Genomic DNA, 23,985 nt, shown 5'->3' on the forward strand with positions numbered 1-23,985 from the left:
CCCGCACCTGGCTGACTGGTTTACGACCCTCCGGCGCCTGCCGACGGAACGTTCCGTCGGCAGGCGCCGTCCACACACGGATACCCTTGACAGGTGACCGACGCCCAAGAGACCGCAGCAGACACTCCACTGCGAACCACCGGAGGCGGCCCTCCGGACGACGGCGGAGCCTCCGCAGCGAAGGCGCCGATCCCTCTGCTCGAACCCCGCGAGGGCATTCCGCCCGTGATCGCCGACGAAACGGCGCTCGCCGAGGTGGTCGCCGCCTTCGCCGCCGGCTCCGGCCCCGTCGCCGTCGACGCCGAGCGCGCGTCCGGCTACCGCTACGGCCAGCGCGCCTATCTCGTGCAGCTGCGCCGCGCGGGCGCGGGCACCGCGCTGATCGACCCCGTCGCCTGCCCCGACCTGTCCGGCCTCGGCGCGGCCCTCACGGACGTCGAGTGGGTCCTGCACGCGGCCACCCAGGACCTGCCGTGCCTGCGGGAGATAGGCATGGTGCCGACCCGGCTGTTCGACACCGAGCTCGCCGGGCGGCTCGCCGGCTTCCCGCGCGTGGGCCTCGGCGCCATGGTCGAGGGCGTGCTCGGCTTCGTCCTGGAGAAGGGCCACTCGGCCGTCGACTGGTCGACCCGCCCGCTGCCCGAGCCGTGGCTGCGGTACGCGTCCCTCGACGTCGAGCTGCTCGTGGACCTGCGGGACGCCCTGGAGAAGGAGCTGGACCGGCAGGGCAAGCTGGAGTGGGCGCTGCAGGAGTTCGACGCGATCGCGTCGGCCCCGCCCGCCGAGCCGCGCAAGGACCCCTGGCGGCGGACCTCCGGGATGCACAAGGTGCGCCGGCGCCGGCAGCTGGCCGTCGTACGGGAGCTGTGGCAGACCCGGGACCGGATCGCTCAGCGGCGCGACGTGTCGCCGGGCAAGGTGCTGTCGGACGCGGCGATCGTGGAGGCCGCGCTGTCCATGCCGGCGAACGTGCACGCGCTGTCCGCGCTCAGCGGGTTCGGGCACCGGATGGGACGGCGGCAGCTGGAGCAGTGGCAGTCCGCGGTCGACCGGGCCAAGGAGCTCGGCGAGGCCCAGCTGCCCGCGCCGGGCCAGCCCGTGACCGGGCCCCCGCCGCCGCGCGCCTGGGCGGACAAGGACCCCGCGGCCGCCGCCCGCCTCGCGACGGCCCGCGCCGCGGTGTCGGCGCTGGCCGAGCGGCTGAACATGCCCCAGGAGAACCTGATCACCCCGGACACCGTGCGGCGGGTGTGCTGGGAACCGCCGCAGTCCGTGGACGCCGGGTCGGTGGCGGAGGCGCTGTCCGGGCACGGGGCCAGGCCCTGGCAGGTCGAGCTGGTCACGCCGGTCCTGGTGGCCGCGCTGTCGGCCTAGCGGCGTCCCGGGGCGCGGCGACGGGCGGGTGCGGCGAGATCGCGCCAAGATCTACCGGTGCGTCCGGGTGCGGGGCTGGGCCGGCGGTGTGACCTTCGCCGCTCCCCACGCCAGGACTGTGCAGCTACGTTACTCATAAGTAGCATGAGTTCTGAGCGCGCGCTCAGCGCGTCGCGCAGCAGTAGTGCCATCCCGCACCCTGGAGGAGAGCCATCGTGCCTCGTACCGTCAGGGACGTCGTCTTCGTCGACGGCGTCCGCACCCCGTTCGGCAAGGCGGGCCCGAAGGGCATCTACCACGAGACCCGTGCCGACGACCTCGTCGTGAAGGCGATCCGGGAGCTGCTGCGCCGCAACCCCGGTCTCGACCCGAAGAAGATCGACGAGGTCGCCATCGCCGCGACCACGCAGATCGGCGACCAGGGCCTGACCATCGGCCGCACGGCCGGCATCCTCGCGGGCCTGCCGCAGTCGGTGCCCGGCTACTCCATCGACCGCATGTGCGCCGGCGCCCTGACCGCCGTCACCACGGTCGCCGGTTCGGTCGCCTTCGGTGCGTACGACATCGCCATCGCCGGTGGTGTCGAGCACATGGGCCGCCACCCGATGGGTGAGGGCGTCGACCCCAACCCGCGCTTCGTCAGCGAGAAGCTGGTCGACGAGTCCGCCCTGTTCATGGGCATGACTGCCGAGAACCTGCACGACCGCTACCCGACGATCACCAAGCAGCGCGCCGACGAGTACGCCGTGCGCTCCCAGGAGAAGGCCGCCAAGGCGTACGCCAACGGCAAGATCCAGGCCGACCTGGTACCGATCTCGGTGCGCCGCACCAACGCCGAGGCCGGCGAGACCGGCTGGGGCCTGGTCACCGCCGACGAGCCGATGCGCCCGGGCACCACCCTGGAGAACCTGTCCGGTCTGAAGACCCCGTTCCGCGTGCACGGCCGGGTCACCGCCGGCAACGCGGCCGGTCTGAACGACGGCGCCACCGCCTCCCTCATCGCCTCCGAGGACTTCGCCCGCGAGCACGACCTGCCGGTGAAGATGCGCCTCGTCTCCTACTCGTTCGCGGGTGTGGAGCCGGAGGTCATGGGCTACGGCCCGATCCCGGCCACCGAGAAGGCCCTCGCGCAGGCCGGTCTGTCCATCGACGACATCGGCCTGTTCGAGGTCAACGAGGCCTTCGCCGTGCAGGTGCTGGCCTTCCTGGAGCACTACGGCATCGCCGACGACGACGCCCGCGTCAACCAGTACGGCGGCGCGATCGCCTTCGGGCACCCGCTGGCCTCCTCCGGCGTCCGTCTGATGACGCAGCTGGCCCGCCAGTTCGAGGAGCAGCCGGAGGTCCGCTACGGCCTCACCACGATGTGCGTCGGCTTCGGCATGGGCGCCACCGTGATCTGGGAGAACCCGCACCACAAGGACGCCGGAGGCGACAAGTGAGCACCACCGCTGAGCTTCTGAAGGGCGCCGCCGAGCTGTTCCCCGGCGAGGTCGTCACGCAGGCGCACGTACGCCACTTCGACCTGCCGCTGGGCGCCGGGCGCTTCGCCCTGATCAGCCTGGACAACGGTCACGACCACACGAAGCCGACCACGCTCGGCCCGCAGTCGCTGGCGAACATCGACGCCGCGATCGACCAGGTCGAGAAGGAGGCCGCGGACGGCGACATCGTCGGCGTCGGCGTCACCGGCAAGCCGTTCATCTTCGCGGTCGGCGCCGACCTCAAGGGCGTCGAGCTGCTGAAGGAGCACAAGGACGCGCTGGCCATCGGCAAGGGCGGCCACGACGTCTTCAAGCGGCTGTCGCAGCTGGCCGTGCCGACCTTCGCGTACTACAACGGCGCCGCCATGGGCGGTGGCGTCGAGATCGGCCTGCACTGCACCTACCGCACGGTGTCCGCGGCGCTGCCCGCCTTCTCGCTGCCCGAGGTCTTCCTCGGCCTGGTGCCCGGCTGGGGCGGCTGCACCCTGCTGCCGAACCTGATCGGCGCCGAGAAGGCCGTCTCGGTGATCATCGAGAACAGCCTCAACCAGAACAAGCAGCTCAAGGGCAAGCAGGTCTACGAACTCGGCATCGCGGACGCGCTGTTCGAGGGCGCGGACTTCCTGGAGCAGTCGCTGATCTGGACCGCGTCCGTCCTGAAGGGCGAGATCAAGGTCGAGCGTCCGGTGATCGACCGCGGTGAGGCCTGGGACCAGGCCGTCGCCAAGGGCCGTTTCATCGCGGACGGCAAGGTGCACGGCGCGGCCCCGGCCGCCTACCGCGCCCTGGACATCATCGCCGCCGCCAAGGACGGCGACCTGCAGAAGGGCTACGACGCCGAGGACCAGGCGCTCGCCGACCTGATCATGGGTGGCGAGCTGCGCTCCGGCATCTACGCCTTCAACCTGGTGCAGAAGCGCGGCAAGCGCCCCGCCGGTGCCCCGGACAAGAGCCTGGCCCGCCCGGTCACCAAGGTCGGTGTCGTCGGCGCCGGTCTGATGGCCTCCCAGCTCGCCCTGCTCTTCCTCCGCCGCCTGGAGGTCCCGGTCGTCCTCACGGACATCGACCAGGAGCGCGTCGACAAGGGCGTGGGCTACGTCCACGCCGAGATCGACAAGCTGCTCGGCAAGGGCCGGATCAACCAGGACAAGGCCAACCGCCTCAAGGCGCTGGTGACGGGTGTCCTGGACAAGGCGGAGGGCTTCTCCGACGCGGACTTCGTCATCGAGGCCGTGTTCGAGGAGATCGGCGTCAAGCAGCAGGTGTTCGCGGAGGTCGAGGCGGTCGCCCCGGCCCACGCCATCTTCGCGACCAACACCTCCTCCCTCTCCGTCTCGGAGATGGCGTCGAAGCTGAAGCACCCCGAGCGGGTCGTCGGCTTCCACTTCTTCAACCCGGTCGCGGTGCTGCCGCTGCTGGAGATCGTCCGCGGCGAGAAGACCGACGACGCCTCGCTGGCCACGGCGTTCGCCGTCGCCAAGAAGCTGAAGAAGACCGCGGTGCTGACGAAGGACGCCCCGGCGTTCGTCGTGAACCGCATCCTGACCCGCTTCATGGGCGAGATCCAGAACGTCATCGACGAGGGCACGCCGGTCGAGGTCGCCGAGAAGGCGGTGGAGCCCCTGGGCCTGCCGATGTCTCCCCTCGTCCTGCTGGAGCTGGTCGGTCCCGCGATCGGTCTGCACGTCTCGGAGACCCTCAACCGGGCCTTCCCGGACCGCTTCACGGTCTCCCCGAACCTCGCGGCCGTCGTCAAGGCGGGCAAGCGCGGCTTCTACGTCTACGACTCCGGCAAGCCGGAGCTGGACCCGGAGGTCGCCGCGCTGCTGAAGCAGGGCGATGTCGTCCTGACCGAGGAGCAGGTCCGCGACCGCGTCCTGGACGCCGTCGCGCAGGAGATCGGGCTCATGCTCGACGAGGGCGTCGTCGCCGAGGCCCAGGACATCGACCTGTGCCTGATCACGGGCGCCGGCTGGCCCTTCCACCTGGGCGGCATCACGCCGTACCTGGACCGCGAGGGTGTCTCCGAGCGCGTGAACGGCAAGATGTTCCTGGAGCCGGGCGTCGCTTCCGTCCCTGCCTAGGCGTTCCGAGCTGAACGCCGGTGCCCCGTACATCTCTTGGTGTACGGGGCACCGGCGTATCGCAGGAGCGCGGGGAACTGCGCGAACAACCACGAACGACCGGCAGCCGCCCGCCAGGAGTCGGCCCCGGCTCATGGGGCGCCTTCAGACCTGCCGCCAGGCTTCGAGTGCCAGTCCCGGTTCGTCCTTGCGCCCCGTCAGCAGGAGATGGCCCGTCGACGGTGACAAGGTCGCCGCCACGATCCGTTCCTCCTCGTCCAGCGCCAGCGCCACCACCGCGTCCGCCGGGAGCTGCGGTCCCGACTCGGTCCACCACGCCCCCGCGGACTCCTGTTCCGTCGGGTACGCGGCGAAGGCGACGCGGCCGCTCGCCGAGCGCTGGGCGAGGACCGTGCAGTCGTGGCCGTCGAGCACGCAGCGGACGGCGGACACCGGGCCGGGCCCGGCCGACGGCAGGACGGTGACCGGTTTGGCGCCGGGACGCCAGGCGCACAGATCGCCGGACTCCTCGGCGTAGTAGAGCGTGGTGTGCTCCATCGAGGTGGCCAGGGCGTACAGGGTGCCGGTCCGGACGGAGGTCTCCAGCGCCTCCTGGAGGACGGGGACGGCGCCCGGCTCCTCCTGCCGCCAGTGCAGCAGGGCTCCGGGGACGGCCGCGTACAGCTCGACGAGACCGGACTCCCCCGCCACGGCGGCCAGTTGCTCGTGGACGTCCCGGCCCTTGAGGTCGTGCCAGGCTCCCCAGCCGCCCGCCTGCTTCTGCGCGCGCATGCCGACGCCGCCCGCCTTGTTGCGGACGAACACATGGGCGCGGCCCTGCGCGTCGACGGTGACGGCGGGCAGGCCCGTACGGTCGCCGCTGCCGTCGGGGTGGCCGATCGGGACCCAGTCGAGCGCGGCCAGCCGGGGCCTGAAGTGCGTGGAGTGCACGAGGCCCGACTCTCCCGGCTTGGTGGGACGCCAGGCGGCCAGATGGGTGTAGGCGTCGGCGCCGTGCCCGAGGGCGGGGCCGGGGCGGAGCCTCTGCTCGCCGCCGATCCGGCGTGCGGGGCCCCACGGGCCGCCAGGCCCCAGTTCCGCCCGGCACAGGACGGCCTCGTCGGTCGGCAGATAGACGCTGAGGCGGCCGTCACGGCCGCGGATGAGCCAGTCGCCGTTCACCGGATCACCCTATGCGGGAGCCGCACGGCGGAACGCGCCGCCCCCGGGCAAGCTGGATCACGGCACCATCCGTACCGAGACAGGAAGTCGACGTCATGACCGACAAGTTCACCGTGAGTGTCCTGGGTACCGGGATCATGGGGGCCGCGATGGCCCGTAACCTCGTGAAGGCCGGGCACACCGTCCGGGTCTGGAACCGCACCCGGGGCAAGGCCGAGCCGCTGGCCGCCGACGGGGCCCTGGTGACCGGGACGCCCGCCGAGGCGGTCCGGGACGCCGATGTCGTGCTCACCATGCTGTACGACGGGCCCGCGACGCTGGAGGTCATGCGGGAGGCGGCGCCGGCCCTGCGCGCCGGGGCCGTGTGGGTGCAGTCGACGACCGCCGGTCTGGAGGGGATCGCCGACCTGGCCGGCTTCGCGCGCGACCACGGCCTCGTCTTCTACGACGCCCCCGTGCTCGGCACCCGGGAGCCCGCCGAGGCCGGCACGCTCACCGTGCTGGCGGCGGGCCCGAACGAGAGCCGGCCGGTGGTGCGGACCGTGTTCGACGCCGTGGGGTCCCGGACGGTGTGGACCGGCGAGGACGGCGGGGCGGGCACCGCGACCCGGCTGAAGCTGGTCGCCAACAGCTGGGTGCTGGCGGTGACGAACGCCGCCGGTGAGGTGCTGGCGCTGTCCAAGGTCCTCGGGGTGGACCCGCAGCGGTTCTTCGAGGTGATCGACGGCGGCCCGCTCGACATGGGGTACCTGCGGGCGAAGACGGGGGTGGTGCTGGACGGAGGCCTGACCCCGGCCGCCTTCGCCGTCCGCACGGCGGCCAAGGACGCGCGGCTCATCGTGGAGGCGGCCCAAGGCCACGGCGCCCGCCTGGACGTAGCGGCGGCGAGCGCGGAGCGGTTCGCCCGGGCGGAGGCGCAGGGGCACGGCGACGAGGACATGGCGGCGGCGTACTTCGCGAGCTTCCCGGAAGAGGTTCGCCGGGGAGGGGACGGGAAGTAGCGGTCGGGCGCCGTGCGACCCTGGGCCCCATGGACGAGGACCTTCCCCTGCTCGTGATCGTCGACGCCGCGAACGTCGTCGGGTCGGTGCCCGACGGCTGGTGGCGGGACCGCCGCGGCGCCGCGGAACGGCTGCGGGACCGGCTGGTGGCGGACGGGCTGCCGGGGCACGCCGGGCCGGTGGAGATCGTGCTGGTGGTGGAGGGGGCGGCCCGGGGCGTGGAGAGCGTGCCGGGGGTGCGCGTGGAGTCCGCCGCCGGGAGCGGGGACGACCACGTGGTCGCGCTGGTGGAGCGGGCGGCCGGGCGGCCCGTGCTGGTGGTGACCGCCGACCGGGAGCTGCGGCGGCGGGTGGCGGCGGCGGGGGCGGACGTGACGGGGCCGCGTACGGTCCGGCCGTAGCCGGGCTGCCGTACGCGGCCCCGAACGCAGTACCGCCTCCTACTTCACGCCGGCCGCGGGTTCCTCCTCGCCGCGGGCGAGACGGCTGTGGGTGCGGCCGTAGAGGAAGTACACGGCGAAGCCGACGACCATCCAGATGGCGAACCGGACCCAGGTCTCGGCGGGCAGGTTGATCATCAGCCACAGCGAGGCGCACACCGACAGGATCGGCAGGACCGGCACCCAGGGGGTGCGGAAGGACCGGTGCAGGTCGGGGCGGGTCTTGCGGAGGATGATCACGCCGATGGCCACGACCACGAAGGCGAACAGGGTGCCGATGTTCACCAGCGCCGCCAGCTCGGTCAGGGGCGTGAAGCCCGCGAGGATGGCGATGAGCACGCCCAGCAGGATCGTCGGGCGGTGCGGGGTCTTGAAGCGCGGGTGGACGTGCGAGAAGAAGCGGGGCAGCAGTCCGTCCCGGCTCATGGCGAAGAAGACCCGGGTCTGGCCGAGCAGCAGGATCATGCAGACCGTCGTCAGGCCGACGGCGGCGCCGAAGCTGATGAAGCCCGCGTACCAGGGGTGCCCGGTGTCCTTGAACGCGTCGGCGAGCGGCGCGTCGACGGAGAGCTTGGTGTAGTTCTGCATGCCCGTGACGACGATCGACACGAGGACGTACAGGGTGGTGCAGATGATGAGGGAGCCGAGGATGCCGCGCGGCATGTCGCGCTGCGGGTTCTTGGTCTCCTCGGCGGCCGTGGCCACGACGTCGAAGCCGATGAAGGCGAAGAACACGACGGAGGCCGCGGTGAAGATGCCCATGACGCCGAAGTTCGACGGCGCCCAGCCGAACATCAGCTGGATCAGTGGTGCCTGGAGACTGCCCTCGGCCTCCACGGTCTGGCTCTTCGGGATGAACGGGTCGTAGTTGTCGGCGTTGATCAGGAACGCGCCGGCGATGATCACCGTCAGGACGACGGCCAGCTTGATCGCCACGACCAGGGTCGTGATCCGCGCCGACAGCTTCATGCCGATGACGAGGATGACGGTCAGGACGAGGACGAGCGCGGCGGCCAGGATGTCGAAGCCGAAGCCGTCGGCGCCCTCCCTGCTGCCGAGGGCCGCCGGCATCTCCCAGCCCGCGTTGTCCATCAGGGACTGGATGTAGCCCGACCAGCCGACGGCCACCACCGCCGTGCCCAGCGCGAACTCCAGGACCAGGTCCCAGCCGATGATCCAGGCGGGCAGCTCCCCCAGGGAGGCGTACGAGAAGGTGTACGCCGACCCGGCGACGGGGAGCGTGGACGCGAACTCGGCATAGCACAGGGCGGCCAGCGCGCAGGCGATGCCGGAGACGACGAACGCCAGGGCCACCGCGGGCCCTGCGTTGTCCTTGGCGACGGTGCCGGTGAGCACGAAGATGCCCGTGCCGATGATGACGCCGACGCCGAAGACGGTCAGGTCCAGCGCGGAGAGGGACTTCTTGAGCGCGTGCTCGGGTTCCTCGGTGTCGCGGATGGACTGCTCGACTCTCTTCGTCCGGAAGAGTGTGCTGCTCACGGTCTTACCTCCCACGCTTGCCGTCCCCGACATGATCGAAAGGGGGCGTGGTACGCCTGCCCCGGCGCGAGCAATTTCACACAGATGGGCCGGTTTCACCACTCCTGTCGGCGGCGAAACCGGCCCGTTCGGACCTGTGAGGACCCGTCAGTCGCGCGCGGACTCCACGGCGTCGGCCTCGGCCGCGGTGCGGTCGAACCGGCCGTCGAGCTTGGAGACCAGACCGGTGACCTGGCGGGCGATGTCGGGGGCGGTCAGACCGATCTCCGCCATGACCTCGGCGCGCGAGGCGTGGTCGAGGAAGCGCGGCGGGATGCCGAAGTCGCGCAGCGGGACGTCGACGCCCGCGTCCCGCAGGGCCTGGGCGACGGCCGAGCCGACCCCGCCGACGCGGCTGTTGTCCTCGACGGTGACGACCACGCGGTGCCGCTCGGCGAGCGGGGCCATGGCCTCGTCGACGGGCTTGACCCAGCGCGGGTCGACGACCGTGGTGGAGATGCCCTGCCGGTCGAGCAGACCGGCGATCTCCAGGCACATCGGCGCGAGGGCGCCCACGGAGACCAGCAGGACGTCCGGGCGGTCGGTGCCGGGCTCGCGCAGCACGTCCATGCCGCCGACACGGCCCACGGCGGGCACGGCGGGGCCGACGGCTCCCTTGGAGAAGCGGACGACGGTCGGGGCGTCCTCGACCTGGACGGCCTCGCGCAGCTGGGCGCGCACCTGGTCGGCGTCGCGCGGGGCGGCGAGCCGCAGGCCGGGGACGACCTGGAGGATCGACATGTCCCACATGCCGTTGTGGGAGGCGCCGTCGGTGCCGGTGACGCCGGCCCGGTCGAGCACGAAGGTGACCCCGCACTTGTGCAGGGCGACGTCCATGAGGACCTGGTCGAAAGCGCGGTTGAGGAACGTGGCGTAGACGGCGAAGACGGGGTGCACCCCGCCGGTGGCCAGGCCGGCCGCGGAGACCGCGCCGTGCTGCTCGGCGATGCCGACGTCGTAGACCCGTTCGGGGAACCTCTTGGCGAACTTGTCCAGGCCGACCGGCTGGAGCATGGCGGCGGTGATGGCGACGACGTCGTCACGCTCCTCGCCGAGCTTGACCATCTCCTCGCCGAACACGGACGTCCAGTCGGCGCCGGAGGAGGCGATCGGCAGTCCGGTGTCGGGGTGGATCTTGCCGACGGCGTGGAAGCGGTCGGCCTCGTCCTGGAGGGCGGGCTGGTAGCCGCGGCCCTTCTCGGTGAGGCAGTGCACGATGACCGGGCCGCCGAAGCGCTTGGCGCGGGCGAGGGCCGACTCCAGGGCCTCGATGTCGTGGCCGTCGATCGGGCCGACGTACTTCAGGCCCAGGTCCTCGAACATGCCCTGCGGGGCGATGAAGTCCTTCAGGCCCTTCTTCGCGCCGTGCAGGGTCTCGTAGAGGGGCCTGCCGACGACCGGGGTGCGGTCGAGGATCTCCTTGGTGCGGGTGAGGAAGCGCTCGTAGCCGTCGGTGGTGCGCAGCGTCGCCAGGTGGTTGGCGAGGCCGCCGATGGTGGGCGCGTAGGAGCGCTCGTTGTCGTTGACGACGATGACGAGGGGGCGGTCCTTGGCCTCGGCGATGTTGTTCAGCGCCTCCCAGGCCATGCCGCCGGTCAGGGCGCCGTCGCCGATGACGGCGACGACGTGGTCCTCGCGCTTCCTGAGCTGGTTGGCCTTGGCGAGGCCGTCGGCCCAGCCGAGGACGGTCGACGCGTGCGAGTTCTCGATGACGTCGTGCTCGGACTCGGCCTGCGAGGGGTAGCCGGACAGGCCGCCCTTCATCTTCAGGCGGCTGAAGTCCTGACGGCCGGTGAGCAGCTTGTGCACGTAGGACTGGTGGCCGGTGTCCCAGAGGACCTTGTCCTTCGGCGACTCGAACACCCGGTGCAGGGCGATGGTCAGCTCGACCACGCCGAGGTTGGGGCCGAGGTGGCCGCCGGTCTTGGAAACGGCCTCGACGAGGAAGGTCCGGATCTCCTCTGCCAGCTGGACCAGCTGCTCAGGGGTGAGCCGGTCCAGATCGCGCGGTCCCGTGATGCGGGTCAGCAGCGGCACCCGTGCCTCCTTGCTGTAGAGCGGTCGAGCTGTTGCCGGGCTTGTCGAGTCTAATGTTCCGCTCCGGCGGAAGGTTCCCGGCCCCGGCCAGGCGCGTCACGCATTCGGCTCCACCTCGTGACGCCCTGTGCCACGACGCCGCGAAGGGGCGCGGGGAACGGCGCGACCAGCCACAACGGACCGGTACCCGCCGATTCACCCGCGCCCCTGGGCGCTACCGCGTAACCCCTATGCGCGGCCCGCGGTCTTCTGCGTCTTGCGGGTGATCGAGTCGATCACGACCGTGGTGAGCAGGACACCGGCGGTGATCATGTACTTCACCGGCTCGGCGATGGACTCCAGCTGGAGGCCGTACTGGATCGAGACGATGACCAGGACACCCAGGAGGGCGTTCCAGGTGCGGCCGCGACCACCGAAGAGGGACGTACCACCGATGACGGCCGCCGCGATGGCGTTCATCAGCAGGTCACCGGTACCGGCGCTCTGGTTGGCGGAGGCGATCTTGGAGGCCAGGAAGAGGCCGCCGATCGCCGCGAAGCCACCGGAGATCGCGAACACCGAGATGCGCACGGCGGTCACGTTGATGCCGGCACGGCGCGAGGCCTCGACGCTGCCACCGAGCGCGAAGATCTTGCGGCCGTACGACGTGCGGCGCAGCAGGAAGTCCGTGCCGACCAGGAACACCAGGAAGATGACCGTGGCCAGCGGCAGGCCCTTGTACTGGTTGTACATGATCGCCGCGGCGAAGGAGACGACGCCCAGCAGGGCGGTCCGCATGATCGTGTCGCTCAGCGGGCGGAACGGGATGCCCGCGGCCTCGCGGCGGCGGTTGCCCAGGAAGGAGCTGATGAAGAACAGCGCCGTCACGACCGCCGCCAGGCCGTAGGCGGCCGCCACGTCCGAGAAGAAGTACGTGGTGAGCTTGCCGATCAGGCCGTCGCTGTCGAGGTTGATCGTGCCGTTCTCGCCCAGCGTCTGGAGCATGAAGCCGAGCCAGAAGAGCAGGCCGGCCAGGGTCACGGCGAAGGCGGGGGCGCCCAGCACCGCGAAGAAGAAGCCGTGCGCCGCGCCGATGGCGGCACCGCACGCGATCGCGAAGAGCACGGCTGCCCACTCGGGCCAGCCCTGGTTCACCGCGAGGACGGCGGCGATGGCGCTGGAGGCACCGCTGACGGAGCCGACGGACAGGTCGATCTCACCGAGCAGCAGCACGAACACGATGCCGACCGAGATCATGCCGGTGCCGACCATCGTGACGGTGATGTCGTTGATGTTCTGCGCCGACAGGAACGCGGAGTTCAGGCTCTGGAAGATGATGCAGATGGCGACCAGGCCGAGGATGACCGGCAGGGAGCCGAGCTCACCGGCCTTTATCTTGCGCCGGAACTCGCCGATGTAGCCGGCGAGGCCCTGCTCCTGCACGAGCAGGCGGGGGTCGACCGCGGTCACCGCGGCGGCGGCGGCCTCGGGGTTGACGACCTCGTGCTCGTCCGTGGCCGCGGTGGAGGTCTTGTCGGTGCTCACTTGGAAACCTCCCCGGTCGTGCGCGCCGCACGGCGGGTCACGGCGTTGTCGGTGGCGCCGGTGATGGCGGAGATGATCTCCTCCTGCGAGGTCGTCTTGACCTCGAAGACGCCGTTGTTCTTGCCGAGCCGCAGCACGGCGACCTTGTCCGCCACGGCCTTGACGTCGGCCATGTTGTGGCTGATGAGGATGACGGCGTGGCCGCGCTCGCGGAGCCGCTCGACCAGGTCGAGGACCTGGGCGGTCTGCTCGACACCGAGGGCCGCGGTGGGCTCGTCGAGGATGACCAGCTTGGGCTCGCCGAGCATGGAGCGGGCGATGGCCACGGTCTGGCGCTGACCGCCGGAGAGCGAGGCGATCGGGATGCGCACGCTGGGGATGCGGATCGAGAGGGTCTGGAGCAGCTCGCGGGAGCGGCGCTCCATCTCGACCTCGTCCAGGATGCCGCGCTTCTTCAGCTCGCGGCCCAGGAAGAGGTTGCCTACGACGTCGATGTTGTCGCACAGCGCGAGGTCCTGGTACACCGTCGCGATGCCGAGGGCCTGGGCGTCGTGCGGCCGGTTGATCGACACGGCCTTGCCTTCCCATTCGATGACGCCTTCATCGATGGGGTGCACGCCGGCGATCGTCTTGACCAGCGTGGACTTTCCGGCGCCGTTGTCGCCCACCAGGGCGACCACTTCACCGGCGTGGACCTCAAGCTCTACGTCGGTGAGCGCCTGAACGGCACCGAACCGCTTGGAGACCCCGCGCAACGCCAGCACGGGCGTAGCGGACACGTGAACCATCTCCTTCGCCGCCTGACCCGGCGGAAGGGTTGTGCAGAGAGATTTGGGGGGATCCGTCCGGCGCCCCGCGCCGAGCTTGCGGGGCTGAATGATGCGCGGGGCGCCGGAGGAGTCGAGAGCAGTCATGCCCCGTGCGGGAATCCGGTGACGAACTCCCGCACACGCGAGGGGACTCGACTAGCCGATCTTGAGCTCGTCGCACGCGGCCTTGTACTTGCCGGTGCAGATCTCGTCGGCGGTGTAGACGCCGTCCTTGATGACGGTGTCGTTGACGTTGGCCTTCGTCAGCGAGGTGACCGGGACGAGGACGGACGGGACGGCCTTCTGGCTGTCGCTGTCGACCTTGTCCTTGGCGATGGAGTCGAGCGACTTGCCCTGGGCGAGCGCGACGGCCATCTCGGCGGCGGCGCTGGCCTCGGGGGCGTACGGCTTGTAGACGCTCATGAACTGCTCACCGGTGATGATGCGCTGCACGGCGGCGAGTTCGGCGTCCTGGCCGGTGACCGGGACCTTGATGCCGGCGGCCTTCAGGGCGGTGATGATGCCGCCCGCCATGCCGTCGTTGGCGGAGTAGACGCCGACGATCTTCTTCTTGCCGAGGGCCGAGATCGCCGCCTCCATGTTGGCGTTGGCGTTCTCCGGCTTCCACTCCTTGGTGTCGTACTCCTTGCCGACCTTGACCTTGCCGTCGAGGGCCTCGTGCGCGCCCTTCTTGAACATGGCGGCGTTCGGGTCGGTGACGGAGCCGTTCATCATCACGATCTCCCCGTCCTTGGCCTTGTCGCCAAGGGCCTCGAGGAGGGCCGCGCCCTGGGTCTTGCCGACCTCGACGTTGTCGAACGAGGTGTAGGCGCTGATCGGGCCCTCGGCCAGGCGGTCGTACGCGACGACCTTGATGCCGGCGTCCACGGCCTTCTGGACCGAGTTCTTGATCGCCTTGGCGTCGACGGCGTCCAGGATGAGGACGTCCACCTTGTTGGTGATCATGGTGTCGACCTGCTGCGCCTGCAGGTTCGCGTCCTGCTTGGCGTTGTTGTAGTCGACCTTGGCCTTGCCGTTCGTCAGCTCCTTGATCTTCTGCTCGATCAGCGGGCGGTCGAACTTCTCGTAACGAGCGGTCTGGTTCTCGGGGAGCAGCAGACCGACCTTGATGTCGTCGCCCTTCTTGGCGGACGAGGCGGTGGAGTCCTTGCCGCCGTCCGCTTCCTCGGCGCTGCCACAGGCAGCCAGCGAGACGGCCATCGCACCAGCGGCGATGGCAACAGCGGCGCGACGCATACGCGTGTTCACTTCAGAAACCTCCCTGACGAGGCCGCGACGTTGCGGCCGAGGTGGCTGGAAGTCAACTCGGCCACACGTGCGACGTCAAGAAGTAAATCCTTAACGGGTTGGCAACGGTGCCATCCGTTCTCTAAGTGAAGACGGGGGCAGCCGCGTGCAGAGTGCTGTCCAAAAGGGTCGAATCGCCCATCTCGCTGAGCGCGAGAGCAAGGGCGCCGAGCACCTCCGCACGGCCTCCAAGGGCCCCTGGAAGCACGCTCAGTTGGCGTGCGGCACTGGGGATGGCATAGCGCCCCACGGACTCCCTGATGGGCCCCAGGACCAGCTCACCGGCCTCCGCGAGGTCGCCCCCGAGGACGACCCGGCTCGGGTTCAGGAGGTTGCAGAGCTGGGCGACGCCGCTGCCGATGTGCCGGCCGACGTCGGCGACCACCCTGCGGCAGCCCGGATCACCGTCCCTGGCCAGGCGTACGACGCCCTCCATGGTCAGATCCGTGCCGTGGGAGGACTGCAGCAGCGGCAGCACGTAGCGCGCGGCCGCGAAGGTCTCCAGGCAGCCGCGGTTGCCGCAGCGGCAGACCGGGCCGGACTCGTCCAGGGTGATGTGCCCGATCTCCCCGGCGGTGCCGCCGGGCCCCCGGTAGATCTTGCCGTCGATGACCAGGCCGGCCCCGACGCCGCTGGCGACCTTGATGTACGCCAGGTCCCGCACCCCGCGCCCGCTGCCCCAGACCAGCTCGCCCAGGGCGCCGAGGTTGGCGTCGTTGTCGACGTGCACGGGCACGCCGAGCCGCTCGCGCAGCTCCTCGGCGGGTTTGGTGCCGGTCCACCCCGGCAGGATGGCCGTCGAGCCCAGGGTGCCGGACTCGACGTCGATCGGGCCGGGCACGCCGAGGCCCACCCCGGCGACCTTGGAGGGGTCCACGCCGGTCGCCGCGATCAGCCGGTTGACCAGCTCTTCCGCGCGGTCGAAGCCCTGGGCGGAGGAGGCGTCCACGTCCAGCGGCTCGGACTCCTCGGCCAGCACCTGGTGGGCGAGGTTGCCCACCGCCACCCGCAGGTGCGCGTGCCCGAAGTCGACGCCGATGACGATGCCGGCGTCCCCGCTCAGGGAGACGCTGCGGGCCCGGCGCCCGCCCGCCGACGTGGGCGTGACCTCGACCGTTCCGCCGTCCTTGAGCTCCCGGACGATATTGGAGACCGTCGCCGCGGACAGACCCGTGGTCCTCGCGATCTCGGCCTGGGTGAGTGATCCGGCCAGCCGAACGGCCCGGACCACCCGTTCCAGGTTGGCTCGGTGCAGCGACGACTGCGACCCCGGAGTCTCCACGACGACCTCCTGCGCGCGGGACCGCTTCGGTGAGGCCCCGTTCGTGTCCAACTAGTGAACTCTAAGCTGAGCCGTTCGGGTCGCCTCCCGTCAAGAGGTTGAACCGGATCCGGGTACGTGCACACAGCGGCGCACGCCGCTCCCTGGGCGGGGAACGGCGTGCGCACGCTCGGCTCCGGAGCGCTACCCGTGCTTCACTTCAGAGTCGCGGACGTGAGACCCGCCTGCACCTGCCGCTGGAAGGACAGGTACACGATCAGCATCGGGATCATGGCGATGGTCACGCCGGCGAAGAGGACCGGGAGGTCGGAGGCGTAGCCCTGCTGCTGCTGGAGCTGGATGAGCCCCTGGGTCAGGACGTAGCGCTCGGGGTCGTCGCCGCTCTGCGGCTGCATGAGGACCGTCGGCAGGATGAACTGGTTCCACTGGCCCAGGGTGTTGAAGATGCCGACGCTCAGCAGACCCGGCTTCGCCATCGGCAGCATCACCTGGAAGAAGGTCCGGCTGTGCGAGGCCCCGTCCAGGATCGCCGCCTCGAAGACGGCCGTGGGCAGCGTCCGGAAGAAGGAGTGCATGAAGAACACGGTGAACGGCATCGAGTAGGCGACGTACACCAGGATCAGCCCCTGGTACGTGTTCAGCATGTCGAGGCGCCGCACCATGAAGAACAGCGGCACCAGCGCCAGGAACACCGGGAACATGGCGCCCGCGACGAAGAAGAAGTACAGGAAACGGTTGCCCCAGAACTCGTAGCGGGCCAGCACGTACGCCGCCATCGAGCCGAACAGCATCGTCAACGGCACCGAGAAGACCAGCACGATGACGGTGTTCAGGAAGTAGTCGCCGATGCCCTTCTCCCAGGCGCGGGAGAAGACGTCCAGCGACCAGTTCTGCGGCCAGCCGAAGGCGGAGCCGCCGATCTGGGCGTCGGTCTTGAAGGAGCTGAGCACCAGCCACAGCAGCGGCAGCACGATCAGCAGCGCCCACAGGGCGAGGAAGCCGTGCGAGAAGACGTTCAGTACGACGCCTTCGCTGCGCTGATCGCCGGGGCGGACCGGGTTCTTGCGGACCGAGGACTGGGCCGGGACCGTGCCGCTCGCGGCGGGGGTCTCCTTGAGGGGTGCGCTCATCGTCGTCTTCTCTCCCGCTCAGAACTCGATGCGCTCGCGGCGGGTGGCACGCAGCGTGAACACGGACACGATCAGGGTGAGGACGAGCATCACGACGCCCATCGCGCAGGCGTAGCCGCTCCTCCCGTACAGCTGGAAGTTCCGCATCATCACGGTCGCCATGACCTCGCTGTGGTGGTCGGGGCCGCCGCCGAAGTCCCCGGACGTCATCGTGGAGACCAGGATGAACATGTCCATCGCGGCGATTCCGAGATAGACCCACGCGGTCTGCACGGAATCCCACAGCAGGGGCAGCGTGATGCGGAAGAAGGACTGCGCACGGCCGGCGCCGTCGATGAGCGCCGCCTCGTAGATGTCCCGCGGAATGGACTGCATCGCGGCGGAGAACAGCACGAGATAGAAGCCCACACCGTGCCAGACGACGACCACCAGAAGGGCCCACAGGACGATGTTCGGCTCGTTGAGCCATTCCACCGGGCTGGTCTCGGAGACCAGTCCGAGTTTGATCAGGAGACCGTTGAGCATGCCGCCGCCGTCACTGCGGTAGACGGCCCCGAAGAGCACCGCCATGATCGCCAGTGAGAGCACCTGCGGAAAGAAGTAGACGACGCGGTAGTACTTGGAGCCGGCGACCCCGGACACCCCTCCCGACCTGCTGCGTCCGCCGGCATTCAGCATGAATGCGAAGAACAGCGCGATCAGGATGGTGCTGACCGGGATGAAGATCAGGAACAGGATGTTGTGCCAGATGGCTCCCATGAAGACGTCGTCCTGGAACAACGCCGTGTAGTTGTCGAGGCCGACGAAATTGAAGGTCTGCGACTGCCCCTTCCAGTCGGTCAGGGAGTACCCGAACGTCTGGATGTACGGCCAGATCACGAACGTCACGTAGATGGCCACGGGAGCGAACAGAAATCCCGCGACGAACCGGTACTGCCCTTTACGCATTGGCGTCTTCCTGCCCTGTGTTCCCGACGGCGCTGCGGCGACGCCCCGGCGGGGTGCGGGTGACGCGCACGTCACCCGCACCCCGCGGGGCCGGTGCGACTAGTCCCGGTGGTTCTTCTTGGACTCCGGGTCCTTGGCCTGCTTGTCGACGGCCGCCTGGGCCCGCTTCAGCCACTCCTTGGGCTGGATGCGCTTGGCCATGAGCTCGTTGGAGGCGTTCTCGATGGCCGTGCCCATCTCGCTGTACCACTCGGTGTAGAGGTACCGGAAGGTGTTGGTGCCCGCCGCCTTGGACGCCTCGACGGTGGACTGGGTGCCGGGGCGCAGTTGGACGCCGGAGTCGACGCCGTCCTTGAGGATGGTGAGCGAGTTCGCCTCCTTGGCGAACAGCGTCGACCACTCCTTGGACAGCATCATCCGCATGAACTCCTTGGCCCCCGCGAGGTTCTTGGCCTTGGACGGGATGATGAACGGCTCGCCGGAGCCGGCGCGGATCGCCTCGAAGGGCAGCTTGCTGTCGGGCAGCAGCGGCATCGGCAGGAACTTCATGTCGAAGTCGTCCGGCGTCGTCTTCAGCTGCTCGTTCTCCAGCCAGGAACCGCTGGTGATGAAGGCGGCCTTGTACTGGTTCCAGCGGGTCTGGGACTCGGTGTGGGTCAGGCCGTTCGTGCCGGGCATCAGATAGCCCTTCTCGACGACCTCGTAGATGGCCTCGACGGCGGCGGTCGCCGCCTCCGAGCCCACGAACGCGTTGGGTTCGAGGTTGTCGATCGCCTTCATGGCGTCCAGACCGCCGGTCTTGGCGATGAGGTCCATGATGGCCACGTTGATGTAGTACGGGTACTTGCCCTGGTGCGCGAGACCGCCGATGCCGTCGGCCTTGGCCTCCTTGCAGATGGTGAGGAACTCGTCCCAGGTCTTCGGTGCCGTCCAGCCCTTCTCCTTGAAGAGCTTGCCGGAGTACCACAGGCCCCACACCGTGTAGATGTAGTTCAGCGCGACGACCTTGCCGCCCTGCATGCCGGCGTCGAGCGTGCCCGGGATCAGGGTGTCGCGGACCTTCTTGGCCGGGTCGTCCACGGACGGGGCGTCCAGGACCTCGGCGAGGTCGACGAGTTGCCCGTTCTTGTACAGCACGTCGATCGGGATCTGCTGGGCGCCGGAGTCGTCGACGATGTCCGGCGGGTTGCCCGCGTTGAAGCGCGGCTGGAGCTTGCCGGTGATCTCCTGGGTGCCGGTGTGGACGGAGGTGACGCCCCACTTCTTCTTGAAGCTGGCCTCCCAGGCCTTGGCGTAGTCGTCGCCGTAGCCGCCCTTGAAGATGACGACGTCGAGCTTGCTGCCGTCCTTCACTCCGAACGGGTTCGACTTGGACGTCTCGCCCTCGGAGTCGTTGCCGTTGTCGTCCCCGCCGCCGCTCGCGCACGCGGACAGGAAGCTCATGGTCGGAACGGAGATCAGACCCAGTGCGGCGGACCGCTTGATCAGATCGCGGCGGCCGACTCCCGCGGTACTGCCGTCGTTCTCGGGATTCTGGGCAGAAGTGGATCCCATGCTCAAGTCCTCGCCTTCTCCAGGACTCAGGCGGTGAACCGGATCCTCCCCGGCACCGCGATCGGGTCAAGCTGGGGTCGTGCAGGAAGTGCGGAATCTTGTGGTGAAGTGCCGACAGGTATAGTCCACTTCCCGCCAGCGGAGCAAGATCGAATGCAAGGTTCACCGGTGGTCTTTTCCGAGTTGAGACCTCGCGGAAATATGCGGGGCCTGTGCGAGGCTTGCCGGAAAAATCCACGCCATAAGCCCCGAACGGCACACTCAACACCCTTGACAATGCCAGCCACTTGAGCCACTACTGGTCCTTGCGCAGCGAATTTGACAACGTTGTCCCGCGCGCAGGGAGGGTACCTGTTGAAGCAGCAGAGAGCTCGTCACAGATGGGGTACGGCGGTCGTGTCGGCGACCGCCTTCGCTTTGACCGTGGGCTCGCAGGGCGCGGCGGTGGCCCTGCCCCAGGCGCCCGCGGCGGCCGACCGGGAGTTCGCGTCGTCGTTCGAGGCGGACGACCCGGCACCCGACTGGCTCAATACCGTCGACACCGGTCCCGGGGGCGCCAAACGCGCCTCGGGGGTGGACGGCGGATACAGCAGTGGCATCCCGGGCAACGTGACCGACCACGTCACGGATGTCCGGGCGAACGGGGAGAACTCCGGCGCCGGTGAGGTGAAGGAGAACCTCGCCGACGGCGAGTCCAGCAGCAAGTGGCTGGTGTTCGAGGCCACCGGCTGGGCGGAGTTCGACCTCGACAAGCCGGCGAGGATCACCAAGTACGCGCTCACGTCGGCGAACGACTTCGCCGAGCGCGACCCGCGGGACTGGACCCTGAAGGGCTCCTCCGACGGCAAGGAGTGGAAGACGGTCGACACCCGCTCGGGCCAGACCTTCTCCGAGCGGTTCCAGACCAAGACGTACGACCTCGCCGAGCCCGCCGAGTACAAGCACTTCCGGCTGGAGATCACCAAGAACAACGGTGCCTCCGGCGTCCTGCAGCTCGCCGACGTCCAGTTCTCCACGGGCGGCGACGACGGCCCCGTGCCGCAGGACATGCTCTCCCTCGTCGACCGCGGCCCGAGCGGCTCGCCGACCGCCAAGGCGGGCGCCGGCTTCACCGGCAAGCGGGCCCTGCGCTACGCGGGCCGGCACACGGCGGACGGGCGCGGCTACTCGTACAACAAGGTCTACGACGTGGACGTGGCCGTCGGCCGCGACACCCAGCTGTCGTACCGGGTCTTCCCGTCGATGGCGGACGGCGACCGCGACTACGACGCCACGAACGTCTCCGTCGACCTGGCCTTCACCGACGGCACCTACCTCAGCGACCTCGGCGCCGCCGACCAGCACGGCTTCCCCCTCTCGCCGCGCGGTCAGGGCGCGGCCAAGGTGCTGTACGTCAACCAGTGGAACAACGTCGTCTCCCGGATCGGCTCGGTCGCGCGCGGCAAGACCGTCGACCGCATCCTGGTGGCGTACGACTCCCCCAAGGGCCCGGCGAAGTTCCGGGGCTGGCTGGACGACGTGGCGCTGAAGGAGGTCGCGCCCGAGAAGCCGAAGGCGCACCTGTCCGACTACGCGCTCACCACCCGCGGCACCCTGTCGAGCGGCGGCTTCTCGCGGGGCAACAACTTCCCGGCGACCGCCGTGCCGCACGGCTTCAACTTCTGGACCCCGGTGACCAACGCGGGGTCTCTGAGCTGGCTGTACGACTACGCCCGCGCGAACAACGCGGACAACCTGCCGACGATCCAGGCGTTCAGCGCCAGCCACGAGCCGAGCCCCTGGATGGGCGACCGGCAGACGTTCCAGGTGATGCCGTCGGCCGCCTCCGGGACCCCCGACACCGGGCGCTCGGCACGCGCGCTCGCGTTCAGGCACGAGAACGAGACCGCGCGGCCGTACTACTACGGGGTGCGGTTCGAGAACGGGCTGAAGGCGGAGATGGCGCCGACGGACCACGCGGCGGTGCTGCGCTTCACCTACCCCGGTGACGACGCGAGCGTCCTGTTCGACAACGTCACCGACCAGGCGGGGCTGACCCTCGACAAGGAGAACGGCGTCGTCACCGGCTACTCGGACGTCAAGTCCGGGCTGTCGACGGGCGCGACCCGCCTCTTCGTCTACGGCACCTTCGACAAGCCGGTGACCGACGGGGCCTCGAGCGGGGTGAAGGGCCACCTGCGCTTCGACGCCGGGGACGACCGCACCGTGACGCTGCGGCTCGCCACGTCCCTCATCAGCATCGACCAGGCCAAGGACAACCTGCGCCAGGAGGTCGACGGCGCCTCCTTCGACGCCGTGAAGGCGCGCGCCCAGCGGCAGTGGGACAAGCTGCTCGGCAAGGTGACCGTCGAGGGCGCGACGCCGGACCAGCTGACCACGCTGTACTCCAGCCTGTACCGGCTGTACCTGTACCCGAACTCCGGCTTCGAGAAGGTCGGTTCGAAGTACCAGTACGCGTCGCCGTTCTCGAAGATGCCGAATCCGGACACCCCGACGCACACCGGGGCGAAGATCGTCGACGGCAAGGTGTACGTCAACAACGGCTTCTGGGACACCTACCGCACCACCTGGCCGGCGTACTCGCTGCTCACGCCGGGCCAGGCGGGCGAGATGGTCGACGGCTTCGTGCAGCAGTACAAGGACGGCGGCTGGACCTCCCGCTGGTCCTCGCCGGGCTACGCGGACCTGATGACGGGCACCTCCTCGGACGTGGCGTTCGCGGACGCGTACGTCAAGGGCGTCGGCTTCGACGCGAAGTCGGCGTACGACGCGGCCGTGAAGAACGCGACCGTGGTGCCGCCGTCGTCCGGTGTGGGCCGCAAGGGCATGGCGACCTCGCCCTTCCTCGGCTACACCAGCACCGAGACGCACGAGGGCCTGTCGTGGGCGCTGGAGGGCTACCTCAACGACTACGGCATCGCGAAGATGGGCCAGGCGCTCTACAAGAAGACGGGCGACAAGCGGTACAAGGAGGAGTCCGCGTACTTCCTGAACCGCGCGCAGGACTACGTCAACCTCTTCGACGCGAAGGCCGGCTTCTTCCAGGGCCGGAACGCCAAGGGCGACTGGCGGGTCGAGTCCTCGAAGTACGACCCGCGCGTGTGGGGCCACGACTACACGGAGACCAACGGCTGGGGCTACGCGTTCACGGCGCCCCAGGACAGCCGGGGCCTCGCGAACCTCTACGGCGGCCGCGGCGGTCTCGCGGACAAGCTCGACGAGTACTTCGCCACCCCGGAGACGGCCTCGCCCGACTTCGTCGGCTCCTACGGCGGCGTCATCCACGAGATGACGGAGGCGCGGGACGTCCGGATGGGCATGTACGGGCACTCCAACCAGGTCGCGCACCATGTGAACTACATGTACAACGCGGCCGGTCAGCCCTGGAAGACGCAGAAGAACGTCCGCGAGGTGCTGTCGCGGCTGTACGTCGGCAGCGAGATCGGGCAGGGCTACCACGGCGACGAGGACAACGGCGAGCAGTCGGCCTGGTACCTGTTCTCCGCGCTGGGCTTCTACCCGCTGGTGATGGGCAGCGGCGAGTACGCGATCGGTTCGCCCCTGTTCACAAAGGCGACGATCCACCTGGAGAACGGCCGCAAGCTGGTCGTGAAGGCGCCGAAGAACAGCGCCCGCAACGTCTACGTCCAGGGCCTGCGGGTCAACGGCGTGCCGTGGAAGTCGACGTCGCTCCCCCACTCGGTGATCGCGAAGGGCGCTGTCCTGGAGTTCGACATGGGGTCGAAGCCGTCCTCGTGGGGCACCGGCAAGAACGCGGCGCCCGTCTCCATCGCGCAGGACGACAAGGTGCCCACGCCCCGCGCCGACCTGCTGAAGGGCGAGGGCGCGCTGTTCGACGACACCTCGGCCACCGAGGCGGCCGTCACCACGGTGGACCTGCCGGTGGCGGAGGCCGCCAAGGCCGTGCAGTACACCCTGACGTCGCCGTCGGACCGGACGAAGGCACCGGCCGGCTGGAAGCTCCAGGCGTCGAAGGACGGCACCAAGTGGAAGACCCTGGACGAGCGCTCCGGGGAGACCTTCACCTGGGACCGGCAGACCCGGGCCTTCTCGGTGAAGTCGCCGGGCACGTACGCGAAGTACCGCCTGGTCCTCACCGGTGAGGCGACCCTCGCGGAGGTCGAACTGCTCGGCTGAGCGGGCTCCGCGGAACACAGACGCAGGGTGTCGGTCCGACCGGACCGGCACCCTGTGCGTGTCCTGGGCCCCGCCCGTATCGCTGGTGACAGATCGCGAACGCCGTGCCTATGATGCGCGCGATGAAGAACTTCTCCTCTCGTGGATTGGGG

16 protein-coding genes are annotated in these 23,985 nt (G+C 69.6%); 6 read left to right on the plus strand and 10 right to left on the minus strand.

All coding sequences use genetic code 11. From position 1 onward, the window contains the following. Positions 1-93 precede the first annotated feature (93 nt). The 3 genes from ADL34_RS20315 (at position 94) to ADL34_RS20325 (ending at position 4,942) form a co-directional block, all read left to right on the plus strand. Positions 94-1,374, plus strand: a complete 1,281-nt coding sequence (locus ADL34_RS20315) for a ribonuclease D (RefSeq protein ID WP_079034298.1) — start codon at positions 94-96, stop codon at positions 1,372-1,374. Between the two features lie 215 nt (positions 1,375-1,589). Beyond that, a complete protein-coding gene (locus ADL34_RS20320) occupies positions 1,590-2,816 on the plus strand; it encodes a thiolase family protein (protein WP_062670298.1) in 1,227 nt (408 codons plus the stop codon). After that, positions 2,813-4,942 (plus strand): 3-hydroxyacyl-CoA dehydrogenase NAD-binding domain-containing protein, encoded by a 2,130-nt coding sequence (locus ADL34_RS20325; RefSeq protein ID WP_062670300.1) that lies wholly within the window; start codon positions 2,813-2,815, stop codon positions 4,940-4,942. Before ADL34_RS20320 ends, ADL34_RS20325 begins: the two co-directional genes overlap by 4 nt. Before the next feature lie 144 nt (positions 4,943-5,086). Here the strand turns inward: ADL34_RS20325 and ADL34_RS20330 are convergent, their stop codons facing one another. Then, positions 5,087-6,103 (minus strand): hypothetical protein, encoded by a 1,017-nt coding sequence (locus ADL34_RS20330; protein ID WP_062670302.1) that lies wholly within the window; start codon positions 6,101-6,103, stop codon positions 5,087-5,089. Between the two features lie 95 nt (positions 6,104-6,198). On the opposite strand from ADL34_RS20330, the gene ADL34_RS20335 reads away from it, so the two are divergent. Further along, positions 6,199-7,104: an NAD(P)-dependent oxidoreductase gene (locus tag ADL34_RS20335; RefSeq protein ID WP_062670304.1), complete on the plus strand. Its 906-nt coding sequence runs from the start codon at positions 6,199-6,201 to the stop codon at positions 7,102-7,104. A gap of 29 nt (positions 7,105-7,133) precedes the next feature. Next, entirely contained in the window at positions 7,134-7,505 is a 372-nt protein-coding gene (locus ADL34_RS20340; protein ID WP_062670306.1) for a hypothetical protein, read from the plus strand. Positions 7,506-7,544: 39 nt separating this feature from the next. Here the strand turns inward: ADL34_RS20340 and ADL34_RS20345 are convergent, their stop codons facing one another. The 9 genes from ADL34_RS20345 to ngcE all read right to left on the minus strand — a co-directional run bounded on the left by ADL34_RS20345 (position 7,545) and on the right by ngcE (position 19,675). Beyond that, positions 7,545-9,044, minus strand: a complete 1,500-nt coding sequence (locus ADL34_RS20345; protein WP_062670308.1) for an amino acid permease — start codon at positions 9,042-9,044, stop codon at positions 7,545-7,547. Between the two features lie 147 nt (positions 9,045-9,191). Beyond that, positions 9,192-11,120, minus strand: a complete 1,929-nt coding sequence (gene dxs / locus ADL34_RS20350; protein WP_062670310.1) for a 1-deoxy-D-xylulose-5-phosphate synthase — start codon at positions 11,118-11,120, stop codon at positions 9,192-9,194. A gap of 228 nt (positions 11,121-11,348) precedes the next feature. Continuing rightward, positions 11,349-12,644, minus strand: a complete 1,296-nt coding sequence (locus tag ADL34_RS20355) for a sugar ABC transporter permease (RefSeq protein WP_062670313.1) — start codon at positions 12,642-12,644, stop codon at positions 11,349-11,351. After that, on the minus strand, positions 12,641-13,432 hold the full coding sequence (locus ADL34_RS20360) for an ATP-binding cassette domain-containing protein (protein WP_055621981.1): 792 nt from the start codon (positions 13,430-13,432) through the stop codon (positions 12,641-12,643). The genes ADL34_RS20355 and ADL34_RS20360 overlap by 4 nt, the downstream gene beginning before the upstream one ends. Positions 13,433-13,609: 177 nt before the next feature. Continuing rightward, positions 13,610-14,710, minus strand: a complete 1,101-nt coding sequence (locus ADL34_RS20365) for a sugar ABC transporter substrate-binding protein (protein WP_079034299.1) — start codon at positions 14,708-14,710, stop codon at positions 13,610-13,612. A gap of 133 nt (positions 14,711-14,843) precedes the next feature. Next, entirely contained in the window at positions 14,844-16,043 is a 1,200-nt protein-coding gene (locus ADL34_RS20370) for an ROK family transcriptional regulator (protein WP_062670473.1), read from the minus strand. Positions 16,044-16,237: 194 nt separating this feature from the next. Next, complete coding sequence (locus tag ADL34_RS20375) at positions 16,238-17,173, minus strand: carbohydrate ABC transporter permease (protein WP_062670316.1); 936 nt, start codon at positions 17,171-17,173, stop codon at positions 16,238-16,240. Positions 17,174-17,191: 18 nt separating this feature from the next. Further along, entirely contained in the window at positions 17,192-18,121 is a 930-nt protein-coding gene (locus ADL34_RS20380; RefSeq protein ID WP_062670319.1) for a carbohydrate ABC transporter permease, read from the minus strand. A 99-nt stretch (positions 18,122-18,220) separates the two neighbouring features. Continuing rightward, positions 18,221-19,675 (minus strand): N-acetylglucosamine/diacetylchitobiose ABC transporter substrate-binding protein, encoded by a 1,455-nt coding sequence (ngcE, locus tag ADL34_RS20385; RefSeq protein ID WP_062670321.1) that lies wholly within the window; start codon positions 19,673-19,675, stop codon positions 18,221-18,223. A 417-nt stretch (positions 19,676-20,092) separates the two neighbouring features. Between ngcE and ADL34_RS20390 the strand changes: the two genes are divergently transcribed. Then, positions 20,093-23,833, plus strand: a complete 3,741-nt coding sequence (locus ADL34_RS20390) for a GH92 family glycosyl hydrolase (protein ID WP_062670476.1) — start codon at positions 20,093-20,095, stop codon at positions 23,831-23,833. Positions 23,834-23,985: the final 152 nt, after the last annotated feature.

The organism is Streptomyces sp. NRRL WC-3605 (genome assembly GCF_001509795.1).
Classification (GTDB): Bacteria; Actinomycetota; Actinomycetes; order Streptomycetales; family Streptomycetaceae; genus Streptomyces; species Streptomyces viridochromogenes.

Bases quoted from the DNA above. Each gene is read 5' to 3' on its own strand.
- ADL34_RS20335 (WP_062670304.1), top strand. From the start codon at position 6,199: ATGACCGACAAGTTCACCGTGAGTGTCCTGGGTACCGGGATCATGGGG.
- ADL34_RS20340 (WP_062670306.1), top strand. From the start codon at position 7,134: ATGGACGAGGACCTTCCCCTGCTCGTGATCGTCGACGCCGCGAACGTC.
- ADL34_RS20360 (WP_055621981.1), bottom strand. From the start codon at position 13,432: ATGGTTCACGTGTCCGCTACGCCCGTGCTGGCGTTGCGCGGGGTCTCC.
- ADL34_RS20365 (WP_079034299.1), bottom strand. From the start codon at position 14,710: ATGCGTCGCGCCGCTGTTGCCATCGCCGCTGGTGCGATGGCCGTCTCG.
- ADL34_RS20375 (WP_062670316.1), bottom strand. From the start codon at position 17,173: ATGAGCGCACCCCTCAAGGAGACCCCCGCCGCGAGCGGCACGGTCCCG.
- ADL34_RS20380 (WP_062670319.1), bottom strand. From the start codon at position 18,121: ATGCGTAAAGGGCAGTACCGGTTCGTCGCGGGATTTCTGTTCGCTCCC.
- ngcE (WP_062670321.1), bottom strand. From the start codon at position 19,675: ATGGGATCCACTTCTGCCCAGAATCCCGAGAACGACGGCAGTACCGCG.